This window comes from Archangium lansingense (assembly GCF_026626635.1).
Taxonomy (GTDB): Bacteria; Myxococcota; Myxococcia; order Myxococcales; family Myxococcaceae; genus Archangium; species Archangium lansingense.
Genome location: NZ_JAPNKA010000001.1, coordinates 1055311 through 1072720, shown reverse-complemented (window position 1 = coordinate 1072720; position 17410 = coordinate 1055311). Strand labels below are relative to the sequence as shown.

At 68.4% G+C, this 17410-nt stretch carries 12 protein-coding genes; 5 read left to right on the top strand and 7 right to left on the bottom strand.

Features of this window, described 5'->3' with window-relative positions; all coding sequences use genetic code 11:
* Positions 1-81 precede the first annotated feature (81 nt).
* Positions 82-546, top strand: coding sequence for a hypothetical protein (locus tag OV287_RS04335; protein ID WP_267532701.1), 465 nt, complete (start codon positions 82-84; stop codon positions 544-546).
* A 204-nt stretch (positions 547-750) separates the two neighbouring features.
* Here the strand turns inward: OV287_RS04335 and OV287_RS04330 are convergent, their stop codons facing one another.
* From OV287_RS04330 to OV287_RS04320, 3 genes are all read right to left on the bottom strand, one after another.
* Entirely contained in the window at positions 751-1917 is a 1167-nt protein-coding gene (locus OV287_RS04330) for an SDR family oxidoreductase (protein ID WP_267532700.1), read from the bottom strand.
* 58 nt (positions 1918-1975) lie between these two features.
* Entirely contained in the window at positions 1976-3265 is a 1290-nt protein-coding gene (locus OV287_RS04325; RefSeq protein ID WP_267532699.1) for an NTP/NDP exchange transporter, read from the bottom strand.
* 140 nt (positions 3266-3405) lie between these two features.
* Positions 3406-4698, bottom strand: coding sequence for a pyridoxal phosphate-dependent aminotransferase (locus tag OV287_RS04320; protein ID WP_267532698.1), 1293 nt, complete (start codon positions 4696-4698; stop codon positions 3406-3408).
* Positions 4699-5015: 317 nt separating this feature from the next.
* Between OV287_RS04320 and OV287_RS04315 the strand changes: the two genes are divergently transcribed.
* Positions 5016-5465: a CHRD domain-containing protein gene (locus OV287_RS04315; RefSeq protein ID WP_267532697.1), complete on the top strand. Its 450-nt coding sequence runs from the start codon at positions 5016-5018 to the stop codon at positions 5463-5465.
* A 136-nt stretch (positions 5466-5601) separates the two neighbouring features.
* Positions 5602-6249, top strand: a complete 648-nt coding sequence (locus tag OV287_RS04310) for an AMIN-like domain-containing (lipo)protein (protein WP_267532696.1) — start codon at positions 5602-5604, stop codon at positions 6247-6249.
* Between the two features lie 9 nt (positions 6250-6258).
* Here the strand turns inward: OV287_RS04310 and OV287_RS04305 are convergent, their stop codons facing one another.
* Entirely contained in the window at positions 6259-8226 is a 1968-nt protein-coding gene (locus tag OV287_RS04305) for a 4-alpha-glucanotransferase (protein WP_267542287.1), read from the bottom strand.
* 221 nt (positions 8227-8447) lie between these two features.
* On the opposite strand from OV287_RS04305, the gene OV287_RS04300 reads away from it, so the two are divergent.
* Positions 8448-8918: a type II secretion system protein GspG gene (locus OV287_RS04300; protein ID WP_267532695.1), complete on the top strand. Its 471-nt coding sequence runs from the start codon at positions 8448-8450 to the stop codon at positions 8916-8918.
* A gap of 92 nt (positions 8919-9010) precedes the next feature.
* Positions 9011-11236 (top strand): PAS domain-containing sensor histidine kinase, encoded by a 2226-nt coding sequence (locus OV287_RS04295; protein WP_267532694.1) that lies wholly within the window; start codon positions 9011-9013, stop codon positions 11234-11236.
* A gap of 6 nt (positions 11237-11242) precedes the next feature.
* On the opposite strand, the gene OV287_RS04290 is transcribed toward OV287_RS04295, so the two are convergent.
* The 3 genes from OV287_RS04290 to OV287_RS04280 all read right to left on the bottom strand — a co-directional run bounded on the left by OV287_RS04290 (position 11243) and on the right by OV287_RS04280 (position 17403).
* Positions 11243-12385 carry an oxygenase MpaB family protein gene (locus OV287_RS04290; protein WP_267532693.1) on the bottom strand — a complete coding sequence of 381 codons (1143 nt, stop codon included), beginning with the start codon at positions 12383-12385 and terminating at the stop codon, positions 11243-11245.
* 107 nt (positions 12386-12492) lie between these two features.
* The gene (locus OV287_RS04285) at positions 12493-14226 is read right to left on the bottom strand and encodes a sensor histidine kinase (protein WP_267532692.1); all 1734 of its coding nucleotides are present in this window, start codon (positions 14224-14226) and stop codon (positions 12493-12495) included.
* Positions 14227-14238: 12 nt separating this feature from the next.
* Positions 14239-17403, bottom strand: coding sequence for an efflux RND transporter permease subunit (locus OV287_RS04280; RefSeq protein WP_267532691.1), 3165 nt, complete (start codon positions 17401-17403; stop codon positions 14239-14241).
* Positions 17404-17410: the final 7 nt, after the last annotated feature.

Genomic DNA, 17410 nt, shown 5'->3' with positions numbered 1-17410 from the left:
GGAAAACTCCTGAGCGCACTTTGGCCAATATCCCGCCTGTCACCGATCGCGCTCACGGGCGTGCCACGGGGGGAGCAGCCCATGCAACGCGAGCTGGAGAACAGCATGAAGGCGACGCGTCATCAGGTCCACGGAATGCGGCGGGGCGAAGGGAAGGCGGTCATGGTGCTGCACGTGGGGGGGGAGCAGAACGCGCCGGTGATGAAGACTCTGGCCCGGCCATCCAAGGCGGTCGGGCAGTTCGAGCGCGATGGGGGCAACCGGCTGGTGGTACCCCGACTGGCGTCTTTCGCGGGGGCGAACCGGACCCAGTTGGCGGTGCTATCAGAGGCCGGGGTGACGGATGGATTGCGCGAGGTAGTCACGGGGGTGACGTACCTCGCATCGGTCCGACCGATGTCTCCCCGGCTGGCGGTAGCCCCCATCGTGCTCGTCAGAGAGCAGGACTTCAGTCCGGGCCGTACCGCCCGCGGCGAGCTGATGGAACCGGCCCGCAGCCACGACCTCGACCTGGGCGTGGACGTGGGGGGCATCTACAGCTGGTAGGACTTTTGCATTAAGCCCCCCTGGTGCACCGGGGGGCCAGCCAGGGAGTCCCGCGGGGGTGGGACTCCGGGGCTGACGGCTCGGCGACTCCTGCCTGTCAGAGGGGGAAGGCAAAGAGGTCGCGGTCGGAGTGATGGGGGAGGCCTCGCATGAAACGAGGCGTCCCCCATATTTTTTGCCCTCGCTCTTGCCCTCGTCATGCCCTCAAGGGGCGCTGGCGGAACCGGCCTGCTGCTGGTGCCAGGCGGCGAGCACCTCGCGCTCGCGCTCCGGGGTGATGCCGCCGCGCTTCTGCAGCTCCGCCTGCCGCTCCGGGGGCAGCCCGTTGAACCAGGTGAGGGTGTCGCGCGCGGTGTCCACCGTGGGGCGGAACTTCAGTCCACGCGCCACCGCCCGGGCATTGCTGGCGGAAGTCATACCCGCCAACTCGCCCGTGGGCGTCACCCACACGGGCAGGTCCACCCAGGCCTTCACGTTGTGCTTCTCCAGGAAGGCGGTGTCGGCCCAGATGAAGGTGGCGTCGCTGTTGCTGGCCTGTTTGCAGGCCTCCAGCAGCTCCTTCATGGTGAGCTGCCTGGCCGGGCCGGTGGCGTTGAAGGTGCCGATGTCCCGGTTCTCGATGGTGAGAATCGTCCACTCGGCCAGGTCGCGCACGTCGATGAACTGCGCCAGGTCCGAGCCATTGCCAGGAGCGAGCACCTCGCCCCCCCGGGCCACGCGCACCGGCCAGTAGGTGAAGCGCTGGGTGGGGTCATCCGGGCCCACGATGAGACCGGGGCGGATGTTGGTGGTGCGCCCGGGGAAGGCCGCCTCGGCCGCCTTCTCACAGAGCGCCTTGAGGGCGCCGTAGTTCTCGCGGACGTTCTCGTTGGTGGGGTCCTCCACCGTGGCCAGCGGCGTGTCCTCGTCCATGCCCGGCCGGGGCATCTCCTTGTAGACGGAGATGGTGGAGATGAAGACGTAGTGGCCCACGTTGGGCGCCAGCAGCTCCGCCGAGGCGCGCACCACGCGGGGCACGTAGCCGGAGGTGTCGATGACGGCATCCCAGCTGCGGCCCTCGAGCACCTTCAGGCCATCGCCATTCTTCGGGTCTCTGTCCCCCTGCAGCTTCTCCACGTCCGGGAAGAGGTGGGGCCGCGTCTTGCCGCGGTTGAAGAGCGTGACGGTGTGGCCACGCGCACGAGCCGCCTCTACCAGCTGGGGCCCGAGGAAGCCCGTGCCTCCGAGGATGAGAATGCGCTTGCCGCCCCCCTTCGGCGCGGACGCCTTCGCCGCCTCACCGCCCTCCAGCTTGGTGGAGGCACACCCCGTGGCCCAGAGCGAACCCAGCGCGGTGGCCCCCTGCAACACTCGTCTGCGAGACAGCTTCATGCGAACTACCCCCTCCTTGAGTGAAACGGATGAACTCGTGCCGAGTCGCACACCGCGGTCAGCGGGTCGCGTCCGCGGTGCGAGCCAGCGGTGGAGGCTCGGCGGGAGCGGCGGGGCGCTGGTGCCGGGCGAGCCACACGGACACGGCAATCCACAGCGCCGCCATGGGCACCGCAGCCAGAGACAGCCCCACCATGCCCAGCCCCAGGCCCGCGAGCCCCGTGTTGAGCCAGGAGCTCACCGTGTCACTGGCGCGGTACACCACCGTGTCGATGAAGCTCTTGGACTTGTACTTGGCCTCGCGGTCCAGGCTGGTGAAGAGCACCTCGCGTCCGGGCCGCTCGAAGGCGTAGTGCGAAGCGCCCCGCAGCGCCTTGAAGCCGATGAGCACCCCGAGCGTGGGCAGCGCCGCCAGGCCCAGGAAGCCGAGCACGGTGAGCACCGGCACGATGGACAGCGTCGCCGCCAGCCCGAGCCGCGGCATGAGCCGCCCCGTCACGACCGTCTGCAATCCGAGCGTGAGGAGCTGCACCCACAAGTCGATGCGAGCGGAGATGGCGGTGTACTCGCTGAGACCATTGGCCGTGGCCTCTATCAGGCGGAGCTGCTGGAAATAGAGGAACGTGGAGGTGAGGGTATAGAGGACCGTCTGCAGCCCCAGGAGCAGCAGGAAGGGCGAGGTGGCCAGCAGCCGTAGCCCGGCGAAGATGCTGCCCCCCACTGGGGCCTCACCTGCCGCCGCCTGGGGTTGCACGACCGCGGCCCGACGGGAGAGCAGCCACACGCACCAGGCGCTGCCCTCCAGCAGCGCCACGGAGAGGAGCATCAGGTTGACGGGACCCAGCGGCCCCACCAGCGTGGTGGCCAGCAGGGGTCCGACGATCATCCCCGCCGTGCCTCCCGCGGCGATGAAGCCAAAAAGACGTCGGCCCTGCTCGGTCGAGAACAGGTCCGCCATGAAGCTCCAGAAGATGGAGACGACGAAGAGGTTGTAGACCCCCACCCAGACGAAGAAGGCCCGCGCCACCCACTCGCGCTCCACCACGCCCAGCTTCAGCAGCACGAAGAAGCCCAGGAGGTTGAACAAGAAGAAACGGTAGACGAGCGGAATGACGCGCCGCCTCGGCCAGCGAGACACCAGCGCGGAGAAGACCGGAACCGCGAGCAACATCACCCCGAAGCCGGCGGTGATGAGCCAGGGAACCTTCTTCACGCCCCCCTCAATGGCCATCGCATCTCGCAGCGGCTTGAGGATGGCGTAGCCGCACATCAGCGTGAAGAAGTAGAGGAAGGAGAGCAGGACCGACCCCACCTCCTCGTCCTTCACGTTCACGAATCTCTTGAGCATGGGTGCCGGTGCTGTCTGGGGGCTCTCGGGAAGGGGTTGGCCCCCCTCCGAGCGTGCCGCCTCCAACTACGGCACACAGGCACTATTCCCGAGCCTCCAGGCACATACCAGCCAAGACACAGGAACAGGGGCCCGGCGCGCTACCTGCCCACCACCTCGCGCAGCACCGCTTCCACCCTCGGTAGCGCTGCCTGGATCTCCTCCATGGACACGGCGCCCACCGACAGCCGGAACCAGCCCGTGTCCGTCTTCAACCCGAAGGCCTGGAAGGGCACCAGCGCGAAGCCCGCCTTGTCCAGCAGCAGCTTGCGGATGTCGTCGTTCGTCCGCAGCCCCGCCTTGCCAATGAGATCGAACTGCGCCGACAGATAGATGGCCCCCTGCGGCGCGATGGAGCGCACCGGCAACCCCGCCGCCTTCATCGCCGAGAAGCCCTGGTGCAGCGCCACCAGCCGCTCGTCCACCCGCCGCTTCATCGTCTCCAGGTAGCCCGTCACCGCCGGCACATCATCCAGGAAACGCGCCACCGCCACCTGCTCGGCCTTGGGCGCCCACGCCCCCACGTGCCCCAGCACATCCTTCATCCGCGAGATGATGGACGGCGGCCCCAGCGACCAGCCCACGCGCACGCCCGTGGCCGCGAACGCCTTCGAGATTCCATCCACGAACACCGTGTACGGCGCCAGCTCCGGCACCAGCTCCAGCGGCGTCACGTGCTTCGCCTGCCCGAACGTCAGCGTCCAGTAAATATGGTCGTACATCACGATGAGCGGCTTGCGCCCCTGCGCCTCGCGCTTGCGATTCTCCTCCACCACGCGCTGGCCAATGTCCCGCAGGGCCTCGGGGGAGATCATCGTTCCCGTGGGGTTGAGCGGGCTGCACAGGCATAGCAGCCGAGCCTCCGGCAGGTGCGGCGCAAGTTGCTCCACCGTGGGCATGAAGCCGTGCTCGGGGCTCGTCACCACCTCCACGGCCTTCGCCCCCACCATGTATGAGTAGTGGTTGTTGTTCCACGAGGGCACCGGGTAGATGACCGTCTCGCCCGGATCCACCACCGCGCGGAAGATGGCGTAGATGACTGGCCGCGCGCCGCCGGCGATGAGCACGCTCTCCAGCGGATACTTCAGGCCCAGCGCGCGCTCATAGAAGCGCACCACCGCCTGCCGCAGCGACAGCACACCGTCCGAGGGAGGGTAGTTCGTCTCGCCCGCATTCAGTGCCGTGGCGATGGCCTCGCCCAACGCGGCGGGAATGGGGAACTCGCGGGGGCTGAAGTCTCCCACGGTGAGATTGCACACCTGTTTCCCCTGTGACACCAGTTCGCGGATCTCCCCCGCGATGCGGAGGATTTCGCTGCCGATGAGGCCACGCACCATCGTACCGACGGTGTCGTCCCGTCGAGGGCCAAGCAGGGAAGAGAGATCGAGAGCCATGGCTGCATCACTCCGAGGGGGCTACGCGTCCGGCCGCACGATACACGCGGCAGGGTCCCTCGCCCCAAACAGTCGGTGGGATTTTCCGCGCCCCCTGTAAGAACAACCCCTGGCGCCTCCCCATCCTTGCAAGACCAAGAAACAAGGCCCCGGCAAGGAGGGGCCTGGACATAGAGTGCACGGTACCGGGCACTTCACTTCCTCCCTGGAGCAATCGTGGCGGGGAAGTCCTTTAGACATGTTGCCCGGCCGCTGGGCTCCAGGCCCACCCCGGGCCCCCATGAGCCCTGGCGGACAGACAGGAGACACTGATGCACATGCGTGACACGAAGCGCTGGGCGGTGTTGGCAGTCCTCGGAGCCGGGCTGCTGGGGATGACCGGCTGTGGAAAATCGTCCGTGTCCACCACCACGCTCAAGGGAGAGAACGAGGTCCCCCCGGTGACGACCACCGCGAGCGGCACGGCCAACGCCACGCTCGATGGAGATGAGCTCTCCGTCAACGGCACCTTCAGCGGGCTGTCGAGCGCCCTGCACGAGGTGTCCGGCAGCTCGGCCCATGTCCACAACGAAGCCGTGGGCGCGAACGGCCCCATCGTCTTCAACCTCACCGTCAACGCCAGCAACGGGAGCTTCAGCGGCACCAAGAAGCTCACCGACTCGGAGAAGGACGCCTTCGAGGCCGGGCGCTTCTACGTGAACATCCACACCATGAACCACAACGAAGGGGAGATCCGCGGCCAGTTCTCCTCCATCCTCGACGAGTAGTGACCCTTGGCCGGGCGGAGCCGGGCGCGTCGCGGCTCCGTCCTCCTTCATCACCGCCAATCGTGCTGGCACTCCGGCGCCGCTCGTGCCACATGGGGCGCCGCCCGGTCCGGACCCTCGGGCCGCCAGGAGGACGATGATGAAGGTGCTTGGACGCTGGATGCCGACGCTGGGGCTCGCCGCCTGTCTCACGATGGTGGGATGCAAGAAGGAGGAGGCAACCCCTCCCCCACCCGCGGAGCCTGCCGTGCCCGCGCAGCAGACTCCCGACACGCCCACCCCGCAGACCAATCCCACGCCTCCAGACTCGCAGGCTGGCTCGCAGACCGCCCAGCCCGAGGACCCGAAGACCCACGAGTGGGCCGCCGGAGTCGTGGAGGTCAAGCGCTCCACCCTCAAGCCGGTGACGCTGCGCGAGGTGCGCACGGCCCGCAACGAGGGCTTTGATCGCCTCGTGCTCCAGTTCGACGGCGACCAGGTGCCCGGCTACCACGTCGAGTACGTCGACAAGCCCGTCATCAAGTGCGGCTCCGGTGACCCGACGGAGCTCGCCGGCCAGGGCTGGCTGCAGGTGCGCGTCCAACCCGCCCAGGCCCACGAGGGCGCCCAGGTCACCGTGGCCGAGCGCAAGCGCAAGCCTGCCCTTCCCGTCTTCCAGGAGATGGAGCTCACCTGCGACTTCGAGGGCGAGGTCACCTGGGTGCTCGGCGTGAAGCACCCCAACAAGTACCGGGTGATGGAGCTGAAGGAGCCCACCCGCCTCGTGGTGGACGTGCAGCACTGAGCACGCCCCTCACCCCCGCTGCAGCTCCGCGGCCAGCCGCTCCAGCGCCGCGATGAGCTGCCCGTGCCGCGCGCGAGCCGCCTCTCCGCCCGCGCGCAGCGCCAGGGCCAGCGCCTTCGGCAGGTTGAGCGCCCCATCGCTCCCCAGCTTCTCCCCGTACTCTCGCCGGTAGCCGTTGGGCACGCGCAGGCTCCAGTTCTCCTCGCTCACCGTGCCGGGCGCGTTGTACGTCTCCTTCATCCCCAGCAGGTCCGCGAAGAACACCATCACGTTCTCCGCCCGGCTGGCGAAGAGGTCCGCGAACTTCGCCTGCACCAGCATCCCCGGCTCCTCCAGCAGCCGCCGCGTGAAGTCCTCGCGCCCCTCCTCCTCCGGGTGCAGCCGCCACGCCAGGTAGTCCGCGTGCGCCCGCGCCTCGCCCTCCTTCCGCCAGCGCTCCGCCAGGGCCCAGATGGGTTTGGTGTCGTGGTTGCCCACCATGATCCAATCCTGGGGCACGGCATTCTCGCTCCGGTACACGTCCCGCGGATTCGTCAGGTCCGCCTTCTGCGTCACGCGGAAGCGCCCCAGCCCGTACTGCTCCATCACCCGCTGCAGCGGATGGGGCATGGTGCTCAACACCTCGCACAGCAGGTCCGACACCTTGCGCCCATGCGCGTTCGCCGCGGCGATGATGGCATCGAAGAGCGCGCTGTAGCGGCGTACCTGCGCCTGGCTCAGCTCTCGCACCCAGCCATCCGCGTAGCGCGGCACCGAGCGCTCCAACTGCTCCGGCGCCACGATGGCCCAGCGCGCCAGCTCCGGATGTTCCGGCAGATCCGGCGAGGAGAACAGCCTCGCCCCACTCTGCACCGCGCGCAGCGCGTTCAGCTCTCCTGACCGGTACACCCATGGGCACACCAGGCCGTGCGGATGGTCGATGCGCAGCCCGTCGTACTCGGACAGCATCTTGTTCACCCGCGAGCTCATGAACCACAGCGCTGGCCCCGGCTGCCGCACTCCCGGGTACGGACCCGCGGCATCGGGTGGCCCGTGGTACTGCGCCGGGTCCAGCACCGGGTAGTTCCACGGCTGGCCCTCGGGGTTGGTGCGGCTGGGCGGTGCCCCCATCAGGTACGAGCCCAGGAACAGCCCCTGGTACGTCCACGCATCCCGCGGCGAATACCCAATCTGCAGATCTCCAAACAGCTTCAACCCCCACGCCGCCGTCCGCTCCCGCAGCGCCGCGTGCTGCGAGTGCACGAGGAACTGTCGGAAGGCATACGCCTCCACCTGCCCCGCGTACTTCGTCAGCAGCACCTGCCGACGCTTGGTGAACGCCGCTTCCTCCCCGGAGCGTGGGCTCCACAGCCGCCGGTCCCACTCGCTCGGCCACTCCTTCCAATAGGGGCGGCCATGCTCCGTGCAGAGCACGTCGTAGAGCGCGTCCCGCTCCATCCATTCCTGGTGCTCGCGCCGGAAGGTGTCGAAGTGCTCGGAGAGCCACGCGACGGCGCTCCCCGGCGCCGCTTGGAGCCGCTTGTACTGGAAGGCCTCCCACGCATCCTCCAGCGCCTCGTTCTGGGCACGGAAGGCGTAGCGGTGCTTCACCCTCCCTTCCCCGCCCGGCCGGGCCGAGACGAGGGCCTGCACCCGCTCGAGCCGCAGCAGCCCGCCCCAGGACTCCTCGTGCGTGAGCGACGCGAGCGCCACGTTCAGCACGTTGCGCGAAAAAAGCGTCCCATCATACGGCGAGGCGTTGTCCTCCGACGTCTGCCCCTGCGGGCCGAGCTGGATGCCGTTGAAGCCCAGCTCCCGCGCGAACTCGAGGAAGCCCATGCCCCCTTCCGAGTAGGGCGAGCCCCGGCCCAGGTCCTCTCCCGGAGCACTGGGGAAGCTTGGGTCGTGAATGCTCAGCACCAGATTGCGCACGTTCAACGCGGCCAGGGCCGCCGTCACGTGTCGCCGGTAGTCGTCGGGCAGGCTTCCTCGGGGCATCGGCACCAGTGGGGCGAGACTCCCACCCTAGGAGATAGCAGCGGGACCGTGAACCCCTTCCCGCCCGGCACGCCCGGCTCGTGCGCAGGTGCTGACAGAATGACAGCCGGACATGGGGCATCGCGGACAGGCTGGGCACGGACGCGAGAGACAGGCTCCTGAGAAGGAGCGCCTGCTTCGGGCGGGCGGGCGGTACGCGGTTTGAAAGGGCTCTGGCCACCATGACTCCCGCGCCGCCCGAACCTCATCCCAAGCTCACCTGGAAGGCCTTCCTGCGCGACTTCGGCCTCACCATCGCGACCTCCGTGGGGGCCGTCGTGGCCGGGGCGTCCGTGCTGTTCACCCTGCTCATGACCATCGGCAACGTGCACTTCGCCGCGGAGAGTCATGAGCAGGCATTGCTCGACCTCCAGAACCTCCAGTACGCCCTGAAACACTTCCACGCGAAGCACCAGCGCTATCCCTCCACCGAGGAGGGCCTCCAGATGCTCGTCGACAGCCGGTACCTGGAGCAGCTTCCACTGGACCCCTGGGGACAACACTATGGGTATGAGCTTCGGGAGGGACTACCCGTGCTGTGGAGCTACGGCGCCGATGGCGCACCCGGTGGCGAAGGCCCCGATGCGGACATCTTCAGCCGTACCAAGGGCGCACAAGCCGCCGGCGTCTGCGCCCCCGGCTCCCACCAGTGAACACTGGCCGGGCATGTGGATGGACGTTCCCGCGTTCCATTGGGAGCTTTCGGCTCCCACAGGGAGACGTCTTCTTCGACCTGGAGTTCGTGATGAGCATGGTGGCCCCTCCTCCCTCGCACCCTTCCCTACCGACGGTCCGTACCGGAGAGGGACTGGCGGCGGAGATGCTGGCTCAGCTCTTCGAGCACGCACGCCCGCTGGTGGATGCGCTCTTCGCGCAGGTGAACGAAGGTGTCACCGTGCAGGCCCAGGACTTGTCGCTGTGCTTCGCCAACCCCGCGGCGGCGCGCATCATGGGTGCCACCTCCCCGGAGGAATTGCTGAAAACGGGCGGCGCCAGGGTGTTCGAGCGCTACGAGATGTTCGATGTCTCGGGCCACCCGTTGAGACCTGAACAGCTTCCCGGCCGGCAGGTGATCGCCGGCGAGAGCGTCCCCGAGATGGTGCTGCGCTTCCGGGACAGGCGCACGGGCGAGGAGCGCTGGAACCGGGTGTCCGCGGCCCCCGTGCGCGACGCGCGGGGCCAGGTGGTGTACGCCGTCAACGTCTTCCGAGACGTCACCGAGATGATGCGCACCCAGGAGCGGCTGAGCCTGCTGGCCGAGGCCGGAGAGCTGCTCTCCGCCTCGCTCGACCTGGAGAGCACGTTGGCCGCCACCGCGCGCCTGCTGGTACCCCGGCTGGCGGACTGGTGCGCGGTACACCTGGCGTACGACACCACCCTTTCGCGGCAGGTGGCCTTCATCCACAGGGATCCGGCCAAGGAGGAGCTGGCGCGGCGGATAAGCGAGCTCTACCCGACGGACCCCCAGTCCCCACACGGCATCCACCACGTGCTGCGCACGGGCCTGCCGCAGCTGGCCTCCGACATCACCGACACGATGCTGGCGGCCGTCACGCAGAACGAGGAACACCTGCGCCTGCTGCGCGAGCTGGGCCTGTGCTCCCTCATGGTGGTGCCCCTCAACGCCCGGGGACGGACGCTGGGCACGCTCACCCTGGCCACCGCGGAGTCCTTCCGGAGGCTGGGGCCGGAGGAACTGCGACTGGTGGAGGAGCTGGCTCGCCGGGCCGCGCTCGCGGTGGACAACGCACGCCTCTACGCGGAGGCGAAGCGCGCCCAGGCCCGGCACGAGGTGGCGCTCGACGCTGGCCGCATGGGTGCCTGGGAATGGGACATCCAGGCCGAGCGCGTGACCTGGGCACCCGCGCTGGAACGCATCCATGGCATCCCCGAGGGCAGCTTCGGCGGCAGCTTCGAGGACTACCAGAGCGACATGCACCCCGAAGACAGCGAGCGCGTGCTCGCCAGCATCCAGAGCGTGGTGGACGAGCTCCAACCGGAGCACCACGTGCAGTACCGCATCGTCCTGCCAGACGGGCGGGTGCGTTGGCTGGAAGCACATGGGCGGCTCACGCTGGACGAGCAGGGCCGGCCCTCGCGGCTGACGGGCGTGTGCACCGATGTCACCGAGCGGCTCGCCCTGGAGGAGGATGCGCGCCGGCTGGTGCGCGAACAGGCAGCGCGCGCCGAGGCAGAGCGGGCCCGCCAGCACACCGCCGAGCTCCTGGCGAGCCTCGAGAAGGCCCAGGCAGAGCTCGCCCAGCGCGCCCAGGAGTTGTCGCGCTCCAACGCGGACCTGGAGCAGTTCGCCTACGTGGCCTCGCATGATCTCCAGGAGCCGCTGCGCATGGTGGCCAGCTACGTGCAACTCCTGTCGCGGCGCTACAAGGGCAAGCTGGACGCGGACGCCGACGAGTTCATCCGCTACGCGGTGGACGGCGCCACCCGCATGCAGGCACTCATCAATGACCTGCTGGCCTTCTCGCGCGTGGGCACACGGGGCAAGGAGCTGGTACCGGTGCCCTTGGAGCGCAGCGTGGAGCGCGCCCTCTCACACCTGCGCCTGGCCCTGCAGGAGTCCGGCGCGGAGGTGAAGGTGGAGCCGCTGCCGTGGGTGATGGGAGACGAGACGCAGCTCGCGCAGCTCCTACAGAACCTGGTGGGCAACGCGGTGAAGTTCCGCGGCGAACAGCCCCCGCGCATCCGCGTGTCCGCCACTCGCGAGGACGACACCATCACCGTGGCCGTGGAGGACAACGGCATCGGCATCGAGCCCCAGTACTACGAGCGCATCTTCGCCATCTTCCAGCGGCTGCACGGCAAGGAGGAGTACCCGGGCACGGGCATCGGCCTGTCCATCTGCAAGAAGATCGTCGAGCGCCACGGCGGACGCATCTGGGTGGAGTCCACCCCGGGGCAGGGCAGCACGTTCCGCTTCACGCTCGGCGAGGCTGCCACCTCCCAGGCCTGAGCAGCCTCAGGCGAGCTGTTGCTCGCGGCTGCGCACGTTCCACGACTCGCGCAGCGCCTCGGGGATGCGGAAGGGCGGGCGCTCGTGGCCCCGGCTCACCCAGACGATTCCCTCCAGCAGCTTGCGGCCGAACAGCTCGCTGAGCTTCGCGTTCACCACGTTCGCCTCGTCGCCCTCGTCCATCACCCAGCCCAGAATCTGCAGCGGCTTGATGAGCGCACGCGTCCAGTCGGCGGGAGGCACGGCGATCAGATCCGCCGTCTCGTCACTGATGAGGTGGCGGATGAGCGTGCTGCAGAACCCATCGAAGAGGTTGCCGGGGATGATGTGCTCCACCTGCTCGATGAGGGCGCGCGTCATCGCCTTGCCTTCCTCGCAGGAGCGGAACACGCGCGCGAAGATGGCGTCCGCCAGGCGCCCCCCCTCTTCGTACGTCTCCGGCAACAGCCGCTCGTCCACCCCCATCAGGTACCCCACCACCCGCCACGCGTGGTAGTAGGCCTGCTCCTCGCGCGGCTCCAGCGTGTAGCCCAGCTTCACCAGCGAGCGAATCGTCACCACCGAGAACGTCACCAGCGTGCCGGCCATGTCCTCCTGGTTGATGGGCTGGCCCCACTCGGCGTCCCACCGGCCACGCTGGCGGATGAGGTGGCGCACCGCCGCGTGCATCAGCCGCACCTTCTGCGCGTCCTTCAGGCCCCAGCCGTCCGGCTCCAGGCCTCCCGGGGACATGACGTCCACCACCATCTGCGCCGTCTCGATGATGCGGCGCTTGGTGTCCGTCTGCAGCCGCGCCGTCATGTGCAGCACCTGCACGCCCTCGGCTCCCGCGTAGCACGTGGGCAGCGACGCGCACACCAGCGCCACCACCGACAACGAGCCACAGCGGCTGAACGCCGCCTGCCCCTCGCGGATGAGCTCCTTGTCCGCCCACGAGGGCAGCTTCGCGCTCTGCTCGAAGTAGCCGCGCAGCGGCTCGGGAAGCTGCTCCGCCGTCACCGTCTCGTGGGCCACCAGCTGCTTCATCAGCTCATTGGCGGAGCCCACCAGCCCCTGCGCGAAGAGGCTCTGCACGGCCTCGTCCGCCGGCGGATCACACACCTCGCGCATGGAATCCAAGAACTCGTTCGTCCAGCGCACGTCCGTCATGGGAAGTACCCCCGAAAAGTCTTCGCCCTCCGCATTCACGCGAAGAGCGGGGCGCCAGTCTGGCACAGGCCCAAGGACTGTTCGATAAAGGATGCTCGCCCGCCTGCTCAGTGCACGGGGGGCTCGGGAGCCCGCTCCCGCTCCCGTTCGGACTTGGGGGCGAGCCGGGGCAGGGTGAAAGAGAAGGTGCTTCCCTGCCCCTGCTCGCTCTCCACCTCCAGGGAGCCCCCATGGGCCATCACGATGCCCCGGCTGATAGTGAGGCCCAGCCCCGTGCCCTTCTTGCCCGTCCCTTCTACCTGCCAGAAGGGCTCGAAAAGGTGGGGCAGCGCCTCGGCGGGGATGCCCGGGCCGGTGTCTCGCACCGAGAAGCGCATGAAGCCCTCCCCCGCCGCGCCCTCCACCGTCACCGACCCACCCTCGGGGGTGAACTTCAAGGCATTGCCCACCAGGTTGGACAGCACCTGGAAGAAGCGGTCCCGGTCGCACTCCACCCAGTAGCGCTCCCAGGGCAGATGCGTGCGCAGCGCCACCCGCTTCTCGATGGCCAGGGGCTCGAGCAGCACCAGGCCGTCGCGCACCAGGTCGTCCACCGCGTAGCGCCTCAGGTCCAGCTTGAGCTGGCCAGCCTGAATGCTGACCATGTCGAGCAGATCCCGAATGAGCCGGTCCATCCGCTCCACGGAGCGCTCGATGGTATGGGCATGCTTGCGGATCCGCTCGCCCTCTTCGCCCGCGGGGAGAAGCCGCCGCATCAACTGGGTGCTCAATGCGATGGAGCCCAGCGGGTTCTTCAGGTCATGGCTCACGATGGCCAGCACTTCCTCGCGGGTGCGGACGGCGCGCTGAGCCTCGCGCTCGGCGGCCTCGGCCCGAGAGCGCTCGCGCTGCTGGGCGGCGGCTTCGGCGCGCGCGGCTTGCTCCCGAGCCTCGAGCCGCACCCGCTCCTCCTCAACCCGCAGGCGCCGGGCCTCCACCCGGTCCAACGCGAAAGCGGCCACCCACACCAGCAAGGCGAAAGCGATGACATTGCCCGCGGCGATGAGCGCCAGCGCAAAGGGCAGCGCGTAGGCTCCGGCCCTGTAGCCCGCGAACACCAACCCTCCCAGGAGGATGGGCAGAACGAGCGCCGGCGGCAGCAACCAGCGCGCGAGCACACCGCCCAGTCCCGAGTGGGTGACGACCCGCATGAAACCGCGGTCCGGGCGGACGAAGAAGAGGCCGATGCCCATCAGCAAGAAGCACACCGTGGTGTGCACCGCCATCTGCGCGTAGCGGCTGATACCGGGAAACTCGGCCTGTCCGTACAGGTAGCCCACGAAGCCCACCAGCGCGATGATGGTCGCGAACGTGGCGAGGATCTGCGAGGGCCAGCCGATGATGCGCGTCTCCGTCTCGATACACAGGAGCGCGGCCCCGAGCAGGACGAAGCAGAGGGCCGTGTTGGGAGCCATGCGCCCCGGGTAGCCGAGCTCCAACCCCCGCGCAGTGTCCTTCACGAGGAGATGATCCACGCCAAGGTCCACGCCGAAGAGGTACTGGGCGAACGTCAGGACGCTGATAAGGATGACGAGCCCCGAGCACACCTGCGCAGCCCGCCGTATCAGGGAGCTGAAGTGGGGAAGGCCCTCCAGCACCAGCGTGGCGCCGCAGAGCATGAAGCACAGGGCCGTGTTGGCCTTCATCGTCGGCAGGCCCGGCCGCAAGCCCTTGAGGGAATCGATGCCGGCTAACCAGGCGACGAAGACCACCAGACCCACCACGAGGACGAGGCCGCCCTGAAGGATGGCGAGCCGCCGCAGGTCCCGGCAGAAACGCGTATGAGCCGTTACCTGGGCCAACCTCGTCCTCCCTCACGTTCCCGGGCGTGGCCGAGGTGGACCGTGCACCGGCTCCCGGTCCCCACGCCCCTTGGTGCGCCGCAGCTTACCCAGCATCCACGTGCGCCCGTCGTGGAGAATCTCGTACACGGTCGGAATCACCAGCAGTGTGAGCAGCGTGGAAGTGATGACGCCGCCGATGACGGCCCGCCCCAGCGGTGCGCGGAAGTCGCCACCCTCGCCCACGCCCAGCGCGACCGGCACCATGCCCGCGATGATGGCGAGCGTCGTCATCATGATGGGCCGCAGGCGGATGCGCCCCGCCTCGATGAGGGCCTCGCGCATCGGCTTGCCCCGCGTGTGCGCCCACTTGGCGAAGTCGATGAGCAGAATGGCGTTCTTGGCGACGATGCCCATCAGCAGGATGACGCCGATGAGGCTCATGATGTTGAGCGTGTCGCCCGTCACCAGCAGCGCCAGCACCACGCCGATGAGTGACAGCGGCAGCGAGATGAGGATGGCCAGGGGATCCAAGAACGAGCCGAACTGGATGACCAGGATGAGGTACATCAGCAGCAGCGCCACCCCGAGTGCGAGGAAGACGCGACCAAACACCTCGGCCTGGTCTCTCGCCTCGCCACCCTCCCCCAGCACATAGCCCGGAGGCAGCCGCACCTGCTCCAGCCTCGCCCGGATGTCCGTCATCACCTCGGACAGCGAGCGCCCCTGCACGTTGGCCTGGATGTTGATGACCTTCTCGCGGTTGAGGTGGTTGATTTGAGCGGGACCCACCGTCTCGCGGATGCGGGCCACCTGTCCCAGGGGCACCAGCGCCGGAGTCCCTCCCGGCGTCGCGCCTGCCACCAGCGGCAACTGCTGCAGGTCACCCGGGCGCACACGGGCCTCGGGCACCAACCGCACCACCACGTCGCGCGTCTCGCCCGAGGGGTCCACCCAGTCTCCCGAGTCCACGCCCGCGAAGGCCGCGCGCAGCGACTGCGCCACCTGGGCCACCGTCACGTTGAGCCGGCCCGCCATGGTGCGGTCCACCTCTACCTCCACCTCCGGCTTCTCCCCGCGCGTGGACAGTCCTACGTCCACCGCGCCCGGCACCTGCTCCACCTCCTGGCGCAGCTTCTCGGCCAGCCGTGTCAGCTCCCGCGCGTCCGGCCCGCGCAGCTCCAACTGGATGGACTTGAAGGCGCCACCGAAGCCGCTGGTGAAGACAGACACATCCGCCCCGGCCACGCGCGACACCTCTCGGCGCAGCTCGACGCCGATCTCCTCCTGGCTCACCTCGCGATCGTGCTTGGGCGTCAGCTTCACGTACACCAGCGCCTGGTCCACGCCCGGCGAGCGCAGCGGCAACGGCGTGCCGATGGTGGTGAAGGTGTAGCGCACCTCGCCGTGAGCGCGCGCGATGCGCGTCACTTCATCCACCTTGCGCTTCGTGTACTCGAGGCTGGAGCCCGCGGGCGTCTCCACCAGCATCTCCACCTCGGAGCGGTCGCTCACCGGAACGAAGCCCGCGCCGCCGAAGGCGCCTTGCAGCACCAGCGCTCCCACCAGTGAGGCCACCGCCACCGTCACCATGGCCAGCCGGTGGTCCAACGCCCAGGCAATGACGCCCTTGTAGTTATCCGCCTGCCGGTCGAACCAGTGGTTGAAGCGAGACAGCACCCGGGAGATGGGTCCCTTGCGCGCCCCCTTCTCCACCGCGGGGTCCGGCCAGTACGCCGAGAGCATCGGGTCCAGCGAGAAACTCACGAAGAGCGACACCAGCACCGAGCACGCAATGGTGAGGGCGAACGGCTTGAACCACTGCCCCGCCACTCCGTACATGAAGGCCACCGGCACGAATACCGCCACGATGGAGAACGTCGTCGCCGCCACCGCGAGACCAATCTCACTCGTGCCATCGCGTGAGGCCGTGTAGTGGTCCTTCCCCATCTCGATGTGGCGGACGATGTTCTCGCGCACCACGATGGCGTCGTCGATGAGGATACCGATGGCCAGCGAGAGGCCCATCAGCGACATGGTGTTGAGCGTGAAGCCGAACGCCCACACGCTGATGAAGGACGCGAGCACACTCACCGGCAGCGCCAGACCGGTAATCACCGTGGAGCGCCAGGAGTTGAGGAAGAGGAACACCACCAGCACGGTGAGCAGCGCACCCTCCACGAGCGCGGACTGCACGTTCTCCACCGCGTTCTCCACCTGGACGCCCGAGTCGCGGACGATCTCCATCTTCACGCCCTGGGGCAGCGTGGGCTGGAGGGCGTGAATGCGCTCGCGGACGGCGTCGGCCACCTCGGTGGTGCTGTAGCCCTTGGCCTTGAGGATGTCGATGCCCACCGCCTCGCGCTCGTTGAAGAGGGCCAGGGTGCGCGGATCCTCGGTGCCATCCACCACGTTGGCTACCTCGCCGAGCCGGATGAGCCGACCACCGCGCTCGGCGATGACGACACGCGCGAAGTCCTCGGTCGTCTCCAACCGGCCCTTGAGGCGAATGGTCGTCTCCTCCAGCGGCTCGTCCAGTCGGCCCACCGGAGCAGCGAGGTTCTGCGTCTGCAGCGCCTGCACCACCTGCGAGATGCTCAACCCCGCGGCCTGCAGCGCCTGCGGGCGAACGAACACCGTCATCTCCCGCTCGATGCCACCCACCACCGAGGCCTGGGCCACACCAGGAATGGAGCGCAGCTCGCCCACGATGCCTGGGTCCACCAGCCGGGTGAGCGCCGTGGCCGGCATCGTGTCCGAGGTGATGGCCAGCGAGACGATGGGCATGTCCGCCGGGTCGAACCGGGTGAGGACGGGCTCCTCCATCTCCAACGGCAGGTCGGCGCGCTTGCTGGAGATGGCGTCGCGCACGTCCTGCGAGGCCTGCTGCAGGTCCTTTTCGTAGTTGAAGAAGATGGTGAACTGCGCGAGGCCGTCGATAGCGCTGGAGGTGGACTGCGCGGCATCCACCCCGCTGATGCTGAAGAGGGCGTCCTCGATGGGCTCTACCAGCTCGCGCTCGACCACGTCCGGTGAGGCACCCGGGTAGACGATGGTGACGTTGATGATGGGCTGCTGGATGTCCGGGAACTCGTCCGTCTGCAGCGATATCAGCGCCACCACGCCGAACACCACCAGCGCCAGCATGGCGGTGATGGTGACGATGGGCTTCTTGATGGCGAAATCAGAGATGAACACGGGAAGG

Coding starts and splice junctions, on each gene's coding strand:
- OV287_RS04335 (WP_267532701.1), top strand. CDS start 82: ATGCAACGCGAGCTGGAGAACAGCATGAAGGCGACGCGTCATCAGGTC.
- OV287_RS04330 (WP_267532700.1), bottom strand. CDS start 1,917: ATGAAGCTGTCTCGCAGACGAGTGTTGCAGGGGGCCACCGCGCTGGGT.
- OV287_RS04325 (WP_267532699.1), bottom strand. CDS start 3,265: ATGCTCAAGAGATTCGTGAACGTGAAGGACGAGGAGGTGGGGTCGGTC.
- OV287_RS04320 (WP_267532698.1), bottom strand. CDS start 4,698: ATGGCTCTCGATCTCTCTTCCCTGCTTGGCCCTCGACGGGACGACACC.
- OV287_RS04315 (WP_267532697.1), top strand. CDS start 5,016: ATGCGTGACACGAAGCGCTGGGCGGTGTTGGCAGTCCTCGGAGCCGGG.
- OV287_RS04310 (WP_267532696.1), top strand. CDS start 5,602: ATGATGAAGGTGCTTGGACGCTGGATGCCGACGCTGGGGCTCGCCGCC.
- OV287_RS04305 (WP_267542287.1), bottom strand. CDS start 8,226: ATGCCCCGAGGAAGCCTGCCCGACGACTACCGGCGACACGTGACGGCG.
- OV287_RS04300 (WP_267532695.1), top strand. CDS start 8,448: ATGACTCCCGCGCCGCCCGAACCTCATCCCAAGCTCACCTGGAAGGCC.
- OV287_RS04295 (WP_267532694.1), top strand. CDS start 9,011: ATGAGCATGGTGGCCCCTCCTCCCTCGCACCCTTCCCTACCGACGGTC.
- OV287_RS04290 (WP_267532693.1), bottom strand. CDS start 12,385: ATGACGGACGTGCGCTGGACGAACGAGTTCTTGGATTCCATGCGCGAG.